General features: G+C 59.1%; 13 protein-coding genes and 3 pseudogenes. 3 read left to right on the top strand and 13 right to left on the bottom strand.

The window, feature by feature from the left end:
• Position 1: 1 nt before the first annotated feature.
• The 5 genes from IEX91_RS14540 to lrp all read right to left on the bottom strand — a co-directional run bounded on the left by IEX91_RS14540 (position 2) and on the right by lrp (position 5,610).
• Positions 2 to 1,063: a hypothetical protein gene (locus tag IEX91_RS14540; RefSeq protein ID WP_188879896.1), complete on the bottom strand. Its 1,062-nt coding sequence runs from the start codon at positions 1,061 to 1,063 to the stop codon at positions 2 to 4.
• The gene (locus IEX91_RS14535; protein ID WP_188879895.1) at positions 1,063 to 1,914 is read right to left on the bottom strand and encodes a hypothetical protein; all 852 of its coding nucleotides are present in this window, start codon (positions 1,912 to 1,914) and stop codon (positions 1,063 to 1,065) included. Before IEX91_RS14535 ends, IEX91_RS14540 begins: the two co-directional genes overlap by 1 nt.
• Positions 1,907 to 3,562, bottom strand: a complete 1,656-nt coding sequence (locus IEX91_RS14530; RefSeq protein ID WP_229772910.1) for a hypothetical protein — start codon at positions 3,560 to 3,562, stop codon at positions 1,907 to 1,909. Before IEX91_RS14530 ends, IEX91_RS14535 begins: the two co-directional genes overlap by 8 nt.
• A 73-nt stretch (positions 3,563 to 3,635) precedes the next feature.
• Positions 3,636 to 3,983: a hypothetical protein gene (locus IEX91_RS16400; protein WP_326838246.1), complete on the bottom strand. Its 348-nt coding sequence runs from the start codon at positions 3,981 to 3,983 to the stop codon at positions 3,636 to 3,638.
• A 1,171-nt stretch (positions 3,984 to 5,154) separates the two neighbouring features.
• A complete protein-coding gene (lrp, locus tag IEX91_RS14520) occupies positions 5,155 to 5,610 on the bottom strand; it encodes an HTH-type transcriptional regulator Lrp (protein ID WP_188879889.1) in 456 nt (151 codons plus the stop codon).
• A gap of 395 nt (positions 5,611 to 6,005) precedes the next feature.
• Between lrp and IEX91_RS14515 the strand changes: the two genes are divergently transcribed.
• Positions 6,006 to 6,206, top strand: coding sequence for a ribbon-helix-helix protein, CopG family (locus IEX91_RS14515; RefSeq protein WP_188879887.1), 201 nt, complete (start codon positions 6,006 to 6,008; stop codon positions 6,204 to 6,206).
• Between the two features lie 298 nt (positions 6,207 to 6,504).
• Here IEX91_RS14515 and IEX91_RS14510 read toward each other — a convergent pair whose 3' ends face one another.
• From IEX91_RS14510 to IEX91_RS14495, 4 genes and pseudogenes are all read right to left on the bottom strand, one after another.
• Positions 6,505 to 7,254 (bottom strand): polyprenyl synthetase, encoded by a 750-nt coding sequence (locus IEX91_RS14510; RefSeq protein WP_188879885.1) that lies wholly within the window; start codon positions 7,252 to 7,254, stop codon positions 6,505 to 6,507.
• Between the two features lie 67 nt (positions 7,255 to 7,321).
• Positions 7,322 to 7,744: pseudogene (locus tag IEX91_RS14505) on the bottom strand (SDR family oxidoreductase); the annotation flags it as partial.
• 63 nt (positions 7,745 to 7,807) lie between these two features.
• A pseudogene (locus IEX91_RS16790) lies at positions 7,808 to 8,119 on the bottom strand (zinc ribbon domain-containing protein); the annotation flags it as partial.
• A gap of 426 nt (positions 8,120 to 8,545) precedes the next feature.
• The gene (locus IEX91_RS14495) at positions 8,546 to 8,830 is read right to left on the bottom strand and encodes a hypothetical protein (RefSeq protein WP_188873149.1); all 285 of its coding nucleotides are present in this window, start codon (positions 8,828 to 8,830) and stop codon (positions 8,546 to 8,548) included.
• 120 nt (positions 8,831 to 8,950) lie between these two features.
• On the opposite strand from IEX91_RS14495, the gene IEX91_RS14490 reads away from it, so the two are divergent.
• A complete protein-coding gene (locus IEX91_RS14490) occupies positions 8,951 to 9,319 on the top strand; it encodes a winged helix-turn-helix domain-containing protein (protein WP_229732388.1) in 369 nt (122 codons plus the stop codon).
• Between the two features lie 285 nt (positions 9,320 to 9,604).
• Here IEX91_RS14490 and IEX91_RS14485 read toward each other — a convergent pair whose 3' ends face one another.
• The gene (locus IEX91_RS14485) at positions 9,605 to 9,796 is read right to left on the bottom strand and encodes a hypothetical protein (RefSeq protein WP_188879884.1); all 192 of its coding nucleotides are present in this window, start codon (positions 9,794 to 9,796) and stop codon (positions 9,605 to 9,607) included.
• Positions 9,797 to 9,922: 126 nt separating this feature from the next.
• Here IEX91_RS14485 and IEX91_RS14480 point away from each other — a divergent pair, with 126 nt between their 5' ends.
• A complete protein-coding gene (locus IEX91_RS14480; RefSeq protein WP_188879882.1) occupies positions 9,923 to 10,174 on the top strand; it encodes a hypothetical protein in 252 nt (83 codons plus the stop codon).
• Here IEX91_RS14480 and IEX91_RS14475 read toward each other — a convergent pair.
• The 3 genes and pseudogenes from IEX91_RS14475 to IEX91_RS14465 form a co-directional block, all read right to left on the bottom strand.
• The gene (locus tag IEX91_RS14475; protein WP_188879880.1) at positions 10,153 to 11,334 is read right to left on the bottom strand and encodes a tyrosine-type recombinase/integrase; all 1,182 of its coding nucleotides are present in this window, start codon (positions 11,332 to 11,334) and stop codon (positions 10,153 to 10,155) included. The genes IEX91_RS14480 and IEX91_RS14475 overlap by 22 nt on opposite strands.
• Before the next feature lie 365 nt (positions 11,335 to 11,699).
• Positions 11,700 to 13,286: a transposase gene (locus IEX91_RS14470; protein ID WP_095638025.1), complete on the bottom strand. Its 1,587-nt coding sequence runs from the start codon at positions 13,284 to 13,286 to the stop codon at positions 11,700 to 11,702.
• Between the two features lie 404 nt (positions 13,287 to 13,690).
• Positions 13,691 to 14,065: pseudogene (locus IEX91_RS14465) on the bottom strand (heavy metal translocating P-type ATPase); the annotation flags it as partial.

Below are 14,065 nucleotides of genomic sequence, written 5' to 3'. Positions count from 1 at the left end.
GTTAGTAGTTCTCCGGATCGTTCTCTGTGCGGCGATACGATGGCGCAGACTCCTCGCTCTCCTCGCTGCCGGCGCGCCGGCTGGCGTGCTCGGCGACCGCCTGACCGGCAGCAGCTTTCGGGCCCCAGCGGGCGGCGGTCGTCGCGACTCCCGCACCACCGACGTAGGCGCCGGCAGCAACACCACCGACGAGCGCGGCGCCACGGCCCGCAGTACTGATCGCTTTTGCGGTAAGTGGGGTCGCGTATTGGAACGTCTTCCACGTCACCAGCAAGGCGACGAGCGGCAGGGAGACCGCGACGAGATACTTCAGGAACGGACTGCCGGGTGAGAGAGCGTGCTGCGAGTAGAGGAGGTCGTAGCCTTTGAACACGACGGCAGCGGGGAGTGGGAGGATTGCGAGCGGGACGAAGCGTTTGCTGAACCCCATCGCGACGTCCGAGAGTACGGGGATGTTCCCGTAGGCGAGCGCGAACGCGATCGGCATTCCGTAGATGTAGACGTAAAGGAGAACTTCTCGGATGTAGTAGAGAGCTTCCAACGCCCACATTGAGAGCCCGCCAAGCAGCGCGAACACAAGCGAGAGGCCGGGATTCGTCACTGAGTTCTGTAGGAACCCGAGCATTGCGGTACTGAGTGAGTTGAAGCTCGGTAGGAGCGCGATCGTAAATCCGTTGACGAGGTAGAGCGTGAGCACGGCGACCCAGTACCACGTGATAATCAGGAAAGCACCAACCCAGGCGGTCTTCCGGGTTCGTCGTGACTCGTAGGCACTCCCGATATTGAAGATTCGAATGAGGTGGCGTCCTTGCACGCAGACCACAAGCAGGAGCAGCGAGATGATCATGATCTCGCCACCGATCAGAGCGTGATGGATCGACCCCCATGGTGCGTTCGTCGGCTGGCCGAAGACGAACGCACCGTTAGTCCGCGGTATCGGGGTACCAAACATCGCCACGGAAATTTCCTGATACCCACTCCGCAGCCCCTGCATGAACAGGCTGATGAACCAATTGACCGCGTCCTTGAACCCTTGGAGGACAACTTGAATCAGGTCAACCATCAGCTATCCTCTCCGACCTCGATCGAACAGTTGTTGAACTCCTCAGATGCGGAATACCGGATATCATACCTCCTTGAAACCGAGGAGTTGCTAGTCGATGTTTCGAGGGCGAGTTCGAACGTTCCAGACTGTGGCTGCTCCTGACACACGACGTTGCCGCCACGAATGAACGCGAACGGCATCCGAGAGCTGTAGATCGTCTTTGACCCTCCGGGGGGAACAACGACTTGTTCGACTTCAGAGTCGGATTCAGGGTCGTAGATCCCGCTTATATCTGTCTCGGCGTACTGAGTGCCATTCTCTCCACTTGGATATGGAACCGTTCCGAAGAAGAGGAGCTGCGTGACTGCAGTCGGCCCACTCCCTTGATTCTCTATCGTGACGAATACCTGCGTTTGAGGGCTTCGCTCCAGTCCACTCCACATCCTCTTGGGGTGATTCCTCCCGATTCCCATCTCGATAATCTGGAGGTCGGGACGGAGCGATCGTGTCGTCGTGCCGATGGTCTGGTCGTCGTTGACAGCGACGAGCTCGTAGTCGCCGGGTGTGTAGGTGGTACCGAGGTCGAAGGAGACGCGACTCGTGCCCTGCGCGACATCGCGTGTCCCGAAGAGCGAGCCGTTCGGCTTCACGAGATTCACGTGCTCGATGTCAATGCCACCCTCAAGTTCGACGACGAGAGTCGTCCCTTGGACGTTGAGGCTTGCAAATGGTCCAACAGGAGTGGTCGTTGAGGAACTCGACGGTTCGGAGGTCTGGGTGCTGGTGCAGCCGGCGAGGGCGGCGAGGGTGAGACTGCCGAATGCTTGGAGGGCGCTACGACGGTCGATGGATGGTGAGGTGTCAGTCATAGTTTTGGAAGCGATCGAGGCCGAACATGCGGAGGAGGCGGGTGCCGGCGTAGAACATCACGACGAACGGGAGGAGTTTCCATCCGGTGGTGAACGCGAGGTCGAACCAGCCTGCGAGCGTGCCGAGTGGGTGCCAGCGGACGCTCGCCTGGTCACGCACGTAGGCGGGGTTGGCTCCAAGCCACGACTCTGGCTGGTACTGGGCGGTGTAGATGCCGGGCTGCGTGAGCGTGACGACGGCAACCCCCGAACGATTCGTTTCGACGTGCTGGTCGCCGATGGCGATGTAGCCGGTCGGTGACTGAGCGAGTGGCCGGCCACGCTGCTCCTGCGAGAGGTCGATTGGCGCACCCGTCTGGTTGTCGCGTAGTTCGAGACGGACTGTGGCCGCCGAGACATTCTGCGAGAGGACGGTCGCAGTGAGGGAACTCTCGCGGAGGTGGCGTGTCGACCCGGTCTGGGGCTGGAAGATGGTCGCGTTCACGCCGCGAACGATCCCCGCGACGTGCAGCGCCTGCCGGTCCACGTCGTCGGCACGGACAGCGACGCCATACGTCGTCGTGTAGGAGTGGTTGACGACGTCAATATGGACGTCCTCGCCGAGTGTCGGGGTGGGTGACGACCGATTGATCCCCCACGTCTCGACGATTTCTGGGCCGGTTCGGACGGGTTCAGCGACCGGCCCAATCCGCGACGGATACGCGTGCACGGAGACCGGAATTGCGTCGGACTGGGTGCGTGTTTCGCCGTTACGTGTACTTGTGACGAGGGTGTCCCAGCCGGTGTGGCGGGCGGTGTAAAACCGCCACACACCACGCACACGAGCGCTCCCGATCTCGGTGAGCGTGTACCCCTGCCACGGGCGCGACTGGAGGATCGCGACGCCCGCGTCCCCATTCGGATACGTCGCGTAGTAGGGGTACGCCGCGAGATTATACACCGACCCACTGAGCGAGTCGGTAACCGTGATGGAGTCAGTCTCCGTCGTTGTGCTCACGGTGTTCCCGTTCACTGTCGTGGTCTGCTCGATACGAACCTCGATCGTCGCGTGCAGCGTCAACGTCGTCGTGCGGTCGTTCTGGAGCTGGTAGTCCAGCGTCGGCGTCTGCGTCCCGGTACTCGAGGCGATGGTGTCGCCGTCCTGGGTGAGCCAGACGCGCGAGATTTGGTGCTTGGTAAGGGACCAGTCCGCACTCGTGCTCGGGTAGCGAACGCGGTAGTCGACGAGGCCGCGAAGCGTCCCGTCCGGTGCGAGATACGTGCGTGTCTCACCGGATGCGAGGTGTGCTCGCGTCGTGGGTTGGGCGGCGAAGATCGTCGCGTGAGCATCCGCGATGAGGGCACCATCCTCAAGGTCGGCGTTCTCCGGGTGAAGCGACGTCTCTGGACCACTAGCGTGGAGATCGCGGAAGTCGTGCTTGGTCCACGTCGCGGCCGTCTTGGGCGGCCGCGTGAACGTGATGTCCGTCCCGTTCGCAAGTTGTTGGAGGGCGGTGCGGTGCTCGCCGTAGTGCTGAGAGTACGTGGATTCGTTCGTGTAGTCGTCGGCGTCGTGCGACCAGAGGGTCGCGGACTCGTTCTCTGTGAGGCCGTTCCCTTCCGTGCCGGGGCGGGGGTGGTTCGCGGCGGCGAGTCCGGTGACTGTCACGAGGAGGAGGACGCCGGCAATCGCTATCGGGACTGCGCGTGACGGGGACAACAACGTGGAGGACAGATTTGAGCTACCAGGGGACGAGGTTCACACACTGTGCGAGCGGCAGGTTCATCATCGACCCCGCGACCGTGTAAAGCGGGCCGAGGACGACGAGGATGGTGGCGGATTTGAGCGCCGAGCGTTTGTGGCGCTTTAGACCCTTCTTCTGGTCGGGGCTCAGCGTGAACATATCGATCAGGGAGTTCGCCTGCCAGACGACGGCGAGCCCAACGATGCCCAGCGCCGTCGTCAACTGGAAGAATCCCTCAATCATGCTCGGGAGGTTGTCCGCGGTGCAGACCGCCGACTGCTGGGCCGCGACGGGCTCGACAGCGACAACGCTGAATAGGAGAATCGCGCCTCCGATGCGTCGCAGTAGATTTCGGTGGGTTTGCCCGCGAGGGGTGGTGTTTTGGCCAGTGTCGGTGGTAGCTAATTCCGAATCCGTCACCGCATTCCACCCCACCGTTTCCAGTTAGTGGTGGCCTCGACGGGTGTCTCTTCCCGGTCTGTAGTCTGTATAGCATCGTGGGGTCTACCGATCTCCTCTCGATGCATTCTCCTGTAAGTCGAGAGAGATGAATTAAGAATCTTATGACTCCTATATCCATGCAATTAATAGAAGTCTGACCGGATATTAAATAGTATATGATATAATTCATTTTTTGAATGTCTGACCGTGTGCGATGATGTGGAACTCGTTGGTATCTGTTGATTCTCCTATCGGCATACACTCGCTATTCTGGCTCTGTTGGAATTGACATTAACTAATAAGAATGGTGCCGCTGGTCGTCAAGTGCCGGCCTGGACACTAACTACAGAGGAGCGACTAAACCGTAACTACAGACCAGGTACAAACCGCTTGGTGGACGAAGGAACACTTTTACCCAGATCAGGGACGTATCCAAATTGGATTGCGCAGGGAGACGATCCAATAGGGGGGAGTAGTCTTCTACGGCAATCCACGAAGGAAGCACGCTATTTCGCAGGTGGGTATTGGAACCACCATCCACCTGCATCTTCCGCTCAATACGCACACACCTAACGGCTGTTTTAAGTATAGGATTATAGAAACAATAGAGTCTCAGCAGAGCCACTATTCTAGAATCGCTATCTACGGATCAATCGGGTTAAAGACGGAGTTCATAAACCAACTGGTGTCTCTTGAGGAGTGGTGAGTGGGTCGACAAGCAGAGTCGACCCACTATGGGTAACACGTGTGGCACGGGCCGGAGACGCTGCAATGCGGGGACTCCCGGAGTCTCACCGTATCTATCCGTGCTGGCTCTACTATCATTGACTCACGCATAGTATATATTCTTTCTCCCATTTGTTGGGAGTTTTTACTTGTGGCAGGTAGAAATCCGAAAATGGTCACCTCTGTTCCTCAATCAACTGCCGTGTTGAATAGCGGCCTCTGAGCGGAGAAAGGGCCATCCCGATTTTGGTGGGACTACAGAGACCGTCTCACAAGGCCACTTAGATTGAGAGTCGCGACGGAAGCACCGCTATTCAACAGAGCACAATCAACAGATCTCAAATGATTTCTAGTCGGTACTGAGATCGAATTGTTCGTTCTCAGCAGCGGCATTGAGCACGACGCTGGTCGCGGACTCGGCGATGTCGGCGTCGCCGAGGAGTTCCTTGATGAGCGTATTCATGTGGTCCGTGTCGTGGAACTTCCCGATGGCGATGATATCGTAGTCACCCGTCACTTCGTAGACGGATATCATCTGGTCCTGTGCGCCGAGTCGCTCAGCGAGGTCGGGAAGTGAACCACCCTCGGCTTTGAGTTGGAGGACAGCGGTGACGTCATAGCCGAGTTCATCATAGTCGACGGTTGGTGTGTAGCCAGTGATGACGCCTCCTTCCTCGAGATCCTGGAGGTGGTTCGAGATCGTTGTCACGGAGACGTCGAGTTCCTCGGCGAGACTGCGGAGGCTTGTGCGGCCATCTCCGAGAAGCCCATTTATCAGCTCAGCATCAATATTCTCATAGGCCATATCTTGAGCCACGTTCGCAACCCCGTTAACATATCGTATTCGAACCCGTTTTGGACTGCGCTTACTCACGACGCTTAGGCGTAGAAACACAGAGTAATGTATTGCTCAGTGGGGTTCTCTCGCCAAGACTAGGTGCAACCCCATCGCAGTGGTGTCCAGCCAGTTGAGGTTGCACCCTTGATGGCGGCCGTCGGTAACGAAGTACGCAGCCACGACGGACTGCTGGAATAGCCCTAGCTACACCGAGGCCCTAACCAGGCCTGATACCGACGGCATCAGCACTATTAACAGCCAAAGAGCGTGTCATAGAAGGGTTCACATGGATCGACGAATCAGATTAGACAAGTTGAAACCACCGTACACTTGGTGCACGCTGTTTTTAGCTTGTGTTTGATATGGCGAAAGAGAAGTTTGGCGTCGCTGTTGACGAGGAGATCGTGCGAGAAGTGGATGAACTGGTCGCTGAGTGTGACGATCTCGGAGCCAGCCGCTCCGAGATCGTCGAAGCCGTCCTCACAGCGTTCGTTCAATCCGAGACAAAACACGTTGAACGGGTACGAGAAATCATTATTCGGAAACGAAAGGGTGGTTTCTGACTAATTTTAAGCTGCGTGCACTTAGTGCACGGTGTTCTAAGCTAATGACTTTCTATAATGGTAATAAGACCGACCATAGTGTGTGAAGAGTTCTATGACAGGCTCAGCCAAAGCAAAAAATATATCGACGGTGATACTGGGGCGGGTCCAGGTGAGGGTGATCGATGAAGCGGAACCATATTTAAAACGGTAATTCTGTGCCGTGGCTACAACGGACACTTTATCCCGACAGCTTTGATGGTCGAGAACTAATTGTGCCAGCTTCTCTCTGACGATTTGAATGATTCATCCCCTTTGATTACCTGGGGACGAGCGCACGAAGGTCACGCACGTCCACGGTATCGTCAAGGTCGTCAAGCGCGCCCAGTACGTCCGCGCGGCGGTCGTCGGCGTACACATCTAGCCCGGATTCGTCCGCATCTGGGAGGACGACATGACGGTCTTGGGGCTCCAAGTCATCCGTGCGCCGGATGAATTCGAGTGCGCCGAGACCGCGACCGAGGAGACGGACGGACTCGTGCTGGGCATCAGTTGCGTCCGCGAGGATGGCCCCTATTGTTGCCGCAGCCTCCCCGAGCGCCCCCATCGTGCCATCCACGAGTGATCCCGGACTGCTTGCCGTTTCCGGATCTGTGTAGTGCGTGCTAAGCGCGCCCGTGATGCACTGGGAAGTACACGTTACGGCGTCAAATAGGGAAACTGGACCGCCGCTGCGGGCGAGCGCAGCGTATGCAGCCGCGTAGAGTTGGTCGCTTGCGAGGAGCGTATGGGTTGGGTCGGCTGTGAACGAGTGGGCCACGTCGTCGTGCAACTGGACGAGCAGTTGGCTACGCAGTCGGATATATGCACGGAGGCACTCAACGCCCGCAGCAGCGGTCGCCGCGCCATCGTGATGGGTGTCCGCAAGCGTGTCGTGCACGTGGAGCGATAGCTCGCCGTACCAGTAATCCGCCGCGAACGGCTCCCCGATGTCGGGCTGATGTTCAGTGCCCGCCTCTGGGAGCACCCGTTCAAGCTCGCGTTCAATGTCACCAGTGGTGTCGGTCATCGGCTTCTGTCTCCAAATTGGCTTACTAACTAGTCAGTAAAAAGGCTCCGCTGTGGCTCGACATCATTCAACTAACTGAGGGAACGCGATGGCTATTGCGCGAGGTAGCACTATCGACGCCGAGGGCCTCACCAGTAATGAAGGACGCGTCGTCGTCACAGTGCCAGAGGACAGCGCTCGCGACCTCCTCGGGTATGCCGAGACGGTTCATCGCGTGCTTGCTCGCGATTTGTTCGCGGAGTTCGGAGCCCTCTTCCATACCACCCTCGCGGAGGAGTGGCGTGTCGATGAAACCGGGACAGACGGCGTTCACGCGGACACCCGTCTCGCCGTTCTCAAGGGCAGCAGTCTTCGTCAGTCCGAGGACACCATGTTTCGCGGCGACGTATCCGGAGGAGGTTGCGAAGCCGACCTGCCCGAGGATTGAGGAGTTGTTGACCATAACGCCACCGGCGTCTTGTTGTTTCATCTGCGCAATCTCCGCCTGCATACACGCCAACTGCCCCGTGCACGGTGGCGCGGGACTTGTCAGTGAACTCGGCCCCTGCCGACGTTAGTCGGACGGGACGAATCCCCGATTCGGCGTCACCGTTCCTGACTTCAGGGCGAGTCGACTGTCGCCCGTCCGTCGCGACGACTGGAGGCCGCGACGGACGTACCGCCACCCAACGTTCTTCGCTCCAACAGAGTCCGCGTTCGCTGTCGCACCACACCTCTCGCACTCGAACTCCGCCTGACTGACACGATTGCCTTCGCTCGTGTGTCCACACTCGGGACACCGTCGACTCGTGTTCTTCGGATCAACGTACTCCACCACAATTCCCTCAGCGTCGGCTTTGTACTCCACGAGGTCAACGAGCTGGCGGGCGCGTTCGTCGGAGAGATAGTTTTCGAGGACGACCGTCGAGTCGCCCGACCCCTGCTCGGCCGCGATCTCCTCGATGCTTTCGGCGACGTCCTCGGAGAAGTCGGAGGTGTTGGCTTCGGTGTGCGATGCGCGGGTTGTCTCAATTTCCTCGTCGTTGAACTCCCGGTCAGCAAGTGTCTGCCGGACGGCGCGGTGCTTACTCGTCGCGTCGGCGGTCGGGATCACGGGTCAGTCCTTCGAGGCGGGCTTGAGGGCGACGCGATCGTCTCCAGCCAGGATCTCCCGCCGCAGGTCAATGACGTTGGGGGGCTTATCGTGCTCTCAAAGGCCGGCAAGAAGAACTACATCGCCAGCCGGTATAGCGGTGCCAAGGAGACGGTAGAGAGGCTCGTGTTGAGCTTCGGTCTACGGTCGCGGTGACCGCTAGTCGAAGCCGAAGGGGATGTTGCCACCGTTGTCCTTGAGGAATTGGATGGCAGTGTCAGCGTCGCCAAGGCGGATGTTCTCGCGTGCGCCGCCACCATAGGCTTCGATGGAGGCTTCGTTTTGCGGAATCATTTCGTCCTTGATGAGTTGGCGGCCGCGGCCCTCGGCGTGACTGGGAAGGGCGTGGTCTACCGCACGGTCGATTGACCACTTGTGGTCGCCAAAGACTCGGTTTCGGAGAAGCTTCTCGACGACACGGCATTTTATTTCAGAGTCGTCCATTTAGATAGATTCACCGGCGTATGTAATCACGAGCGGTTATTACTTAAACGTGTTTACTGTGTCGAACGGGTTCGTTGTTTCTGCACAACGTTTTTAGCCTCGCATCTCGTTCACTGAGATATGTCCGAGGCCACACCGGTGCACGAGACCGAAGGCGGCGGGTCGCAGCTAAACGCCAGAAGCCCACTTATCACGCTGCTCAGCAGCCCAGCACGCGTGAAGATCATCGAAGCATTCGTCCAAGAGCGCGGGCGCGACCTCTCGGTTAGCGACGTCGCCCGACTTGCAGACACCGCGCGCAGCACGGTCTACCAGCACCTCGACGACCTTGAGGAGCTGGGCGTGATCGAGTTCGCCCGGAGCACGGGCGACGGGCACAGCAAGCGCTACCAGCTGAACGAAGACAGCGAGATCGCCGACCTCCTGTACAAGCTCGAGGGCGTGACGCTCCACCGGCTCCTCGAACTCGACGGCGAACTCGAGAACTAAGCTACACTCACTTTTTCAAGCCGACTTACGGCATTCCCCTGTCCGGCCGACGTAGGTGTCGTTGATGTAGATGCCGAACCAGTGACCGTTCAAGTTGGAGGTATCCGCAGCGACGGTGACCTCGAATCAAGTATATGCGCCATCGCCGTTCGCATCAATACCCGAAACACTGGCTGAATCAGCCGTACCGAACGGTTGATGTCGTCGACGTCACCGATGTCGTGTCCGCACAGCCAGCGAGCGTGAGCACCAGCGCGATTACGCCGGCCACCTTGCGAGACAGCATCAGTCAACGGCCTCGCTGAGTCGCTCACGCATATGCTCGCGGCGGAGCTGGCGGGCACGTTCGTCGGAGAGATAGTTTTCGAGGACGACCGTTGAGTCGCTCGACCCCTGCTCGGCGGCGATCTCCTCGATGCTTTCGGCGACGTCCTCGACGGCCTCGGAGTATGCCGAGTACCAGAACCGACGCCCCATCTAGGGGATCGGGGGCTCGCCGCCGATTTCCGGAGGTAGGCCGGCGCGGGTGACGAAGTCGGCGAACCGATTCCGGACAGTCTGGGTTGCGATGTGGCCACTCGCGGACTGTGACGACGGGAAGAGGTGGCCATTCCACTCCTCGCGCTCACCCAGCTCGGTGAGGCGGTCCTCCACGACGTCGACGCCATAGAGGAGAGAGACCTCGCCCGGGCCGTTCTTCCGCTCGTCGAACGCGACGAAGGGCGGGTCGGCGGTGAGAGCGAACTGCGAGGTGTGGAGGCCCCCGACCTCGCCGGAGCGGAGCCCCCAGCTGCAGAGTGCGACTACGAGCAGGCGCTCTTCGACCGTCTCCGTTATGCTGAGTCGTCCCCGTAGAGGAGGTTGTCGACGTCCTCGGAGAGGTCGGAGGTGTTGGCTTCAGTGTACGATGCGTGAGTGGTCTCGATGCTTCGGTGCCGGAGGATGTTCTGAGCGTCTTCGGCCGAGAGTTCGGTGTATGCGCGGTGGCCGAGTCCTCGACGGCCGCCGTGCGGCTTCAGGTACTCGCCGTCGACGGCGAGGCCGGCGTCCTCGCAGAGCTGGCGCATCACGCGGCGAGCGCCCTCGGTCGTGAGCGCTGGCGGCGCGATATCGTACTCGCGGAGGACCGCGTCGATATCCGCGGCGTTGTCGAGAATCGTCTCGATCTCCTCGGCGTTGAACTCTCGGTCGGCGAGTGTCTGTCGGACGGTGCGGTACTTGCTCGTCGCGTCGGCGGTCGGGATCACGGGCCAGTCCTCGGAGGGGGGCTCGAGGACGCGCCGGTAGCGGTCAACTTTCTTCCGCGTCGTCGGCGGGAACTGCACGGTCTCGCGGTCGCGAGACTTCCCCAAGACACGGATAGCCCCATCGTCAAGGTCACGCCACTGGATGCCGTTGCGGTCAGAGTCACCCGAGACGGCGAAGAGTTCGGCGCCACGCGCGCCCGTGTCCGCGAGGAGGTAAGCGATGGCCCGATCGCGGAACGCCCGCTCGTGGTCCCGTGCGTCGTCGTCCAGGGCGTCGTGTGCCTCCGTGTCGACGTAGCGAAGCAGTGCCTCGCGAGCGTCGGCCGACCAGAACTGCTGGCCCTGCTCGACTTCCTCTGTGTCCTCCGGGAGTTCGTCTTTGACGCGGTCGGGCTGCATCGGGTTCGTCGCGAGGAGTTGCTCGCCGTCGACACACCAGGAGAAGAACGCCCGGGCGATGTTGGAGTACGTGTGTGCGCTCGCGGCCGAGAAGTTACGGTCCGTATCGAAAGTGAGGGGGTGGGCCTCGTCGACGACGCGATCGTGGAGGTACGTCTGTACCCAGCGTCGGCAGTCATCGTCGTCGACGGCCTCAACCGTCTCGACGTCGCGGTGGGCACGAAGCCAGGCGGCGAGTTCGCGGAGGACAGTCGCGGTGTTCTCCCGGTAGCGATCCGAATCGATGCCGCGCAGGCGTCGGTCGATGGCGTCTTCGAGGCGCGTTCCCTGGGGTTCACGCCCGTCATCGCCGGTCTGAGTTGGAGCCACGTTCTGTGCCTACCCCCACGGTCGGCCACACAATAAATCTGGTTGGTCTTACAACTCTAAGACAAACCAAAACCGTTTCGCCCCAATCCCGTGTTTTCGGCGAGTAGCGGCGCCGCGGGCGCAGTATTAAGTCTAGTAAATCGTATGTCGATATACAGAATCTTCGCCCAATCGCTCCCACAGTTTCGGAGGATAGCCCAGTTTCAGATCGAATTAACATCACTTCGTGGTTCTTCTCACCGACCAGTCCTGATTTGGATCCTTACCGATCGCATCTACTGGGCGGACGTGCGAAATTGCGTAGATTCTGCCGCTCCTGATTAGGGTTGTCACTCCCAAACGGCGGACTCAGGGGGATCAGCCGGTTAGTCGTGTGGAATCAACGACGAGGCAACGAGCTCAACACACTCACCCGCAGTAATCACAGGTGCGTAGTCCATCTCACCTCCCACACTCGCTTTCAGCAGGAAGTCGGTGAGCCGCCAGATATTGTACAAGAGGACCGCGAAAACGAAGTAGAACAAACGAATGCGGTAGTCTTTCGAGGAGGTCTTCGCGAGAAAATCACCTTTGATCGATTTGTACTCACTCTCGATCTGCCACCGGCGGCTGTAGCGCTGACAGAATGTCTCGGCTTCCTCAGGACCGACTCGTAGATTCGTCGCGAAGACGGCCGTTCCCTCCCCACTCGTCGACGGCACGTACAGGAGCCGCATTGGATGCGATCCAGATTCTACATGGATAGAAGCCGACTCAACAGCCACCTCTTGGTCGTCTCCCTCCATTTGTTCGAGCACATCCCGTTCGGAGCTTGAGACTCGCTTCGGAATGAGGTAGTTCACATCGAGGTTTGAGAGTGTCTGGAACACTTGTATCGAGTCAAACTCTCGATCACACAGCACCGTCTCGATCGGAACTTGTTCTTTCGCTCGTCGAACGAGCCGTCGCACAGTACGATGGATCTGATTCGACGGGTTCTCATCCCACTCGGAACTCTCACGGACCGGCTCAACCGCCAGAACGAGCGGGATGTTCTGCCCGATGATCGAGAGGGTTGCGAATTTGAATGCTCGACCGTCTCTGTCCTTGGTCCCGCTGACCATCGGCATTCCTTCGACCTCTCCGTAATAGGGAATAGTCGTGATATCGATTGCAGCGGTGACCGGCCTTCGAAAGGATGCTTCCGAGGCGATCACGGAGAGCAAGCGATCCGTTGTCTCGTTGAATCCGTTCACGAGTTCTTCGGGATCGAACTGCTTGACGGCGCGGAGATGGGTATCACCATGGGGGCTGTACTCTTCGCCATGGCGATATTGGAAGCGAGTCGCTCCCTGCGCAGTTCCACAGTGGACCATCCCCATGAACGTCTGTAGCTCAAAGAATTGTGTGTCCTCGTACGAGGCGTTCGACGCCCGACCAGAGTCGAAGTGACCGAAGGCGTGATCACGCGCGAGGCGCGTTGTCTGGATGATCTCCTCCTGTGAGAAGGATTTGTCTTCTACTGGATCTGCGGCTTCTTGCTCATCGTCGACGATCTCTGCCTTAGGCCGCACCTCCGGCGCTGAGATGTCGCGATCGTGGACTTCCTTGATGACGTAGTGGGCGGCTGTGGTGACGAACTCCCGGGTCGCCTCGTCGAACCGGTTACGCCAGGTCCGCGAGAGCACCGATTCGTCGGGGATTTTCTCCAAGTCGAAGACAACTGCGAGTTCGGGATACTGGGCGAGCGAACGGTAGCTTTCGCCAGTGAGTTCGCGGTAGAGTAACAAGCGTACCATCCCCTCGAACGAGTGCGGTGCTGGATGCCACTCTGGGTAGCCGTCATTGAGCGAATCGAACGGCCCCTCCAGAGTTCGAAGAGCCGTGCAGAGGGACTGATCGGCTTTGAGTGCCTCTGTGAGTGTCAACCCGACAAGGTAGGCGTCGGTCAATCGGTGCTCCTGAGAAGTCATGTGAGCTATCCCATCAGCCAGTCACACAAGCGGCGCGATCCCATCCTCTTTGCGCAGGAACCGCTGCTGTTGAATCGGTCAGCACAAACAAGTACTCTGTAAGTCTCGCAGCTACGCTTCGTTCACTCATAGCTAACACCTTCATTGATGATGACTCAATCATCCTGCTCGACGTTGAGGGTGAGAAACTGGTCGGGAGATTCTGGAATCAACTATGCTGAGATAACTCGTGTGAGGACAACCAGCTTCTCAAGAAGAGGCGCGGCGTGAGTGGGAAAACTGGCATCTATAGCCCGTTAAATCGGTTTACAGAGTGCCATCTATCCAAACTGCACCGATTTTCTGATTCCGAATACCAACCGTATGCAATCGAAAAACCCCCCCTAAAGCGATCAGGCAGAGTTTCAGTCTGCAGTTTGGGTGCTAGTGGATGGTGTCACTCCTGGAAGCTCGGGGATGGATAGATCCACCCGGCGGAGCAGTTGCGCGTTGATGGCGACGATTACTGTACTCAACGACATCAGAAGCGCACCCACAGCGGGAGACAGCAGAATCCCGATCGGTGCCAACACGCCTGCTGCGAGCGGAATCGCGAACACGTTGTAGCCGGCGGCCCAGACGATGTTCTCCTGCATCTTCCGGTAGCTCGCCTTACTGAGTTTCACGAGTCGCACTACATCCATCGGGTTGTTCTGCACGAGAATGACATCCGCCGACTGGACGGCGACGTCGGTGCCGCTCCCGATGGCGATCCCGACGTCGGCTCGCGTCAGCGCCGG

Origin of the sequence: Halarchaeum nitratireducens, assembly GCF_014647155.1 — an archaeon.
Lineage (GTDB): Archaea > Halobacteriota > Halobacteria > Halobacteriales > Halobacteriaceae > Halarchaeum > Halarchaeum nitratireducens.
The sequence above is the reverse complement of the archived record's forward strand: the minus strand, read 5'-3'. Positions and strand labels throughout refer to the sequence as shown.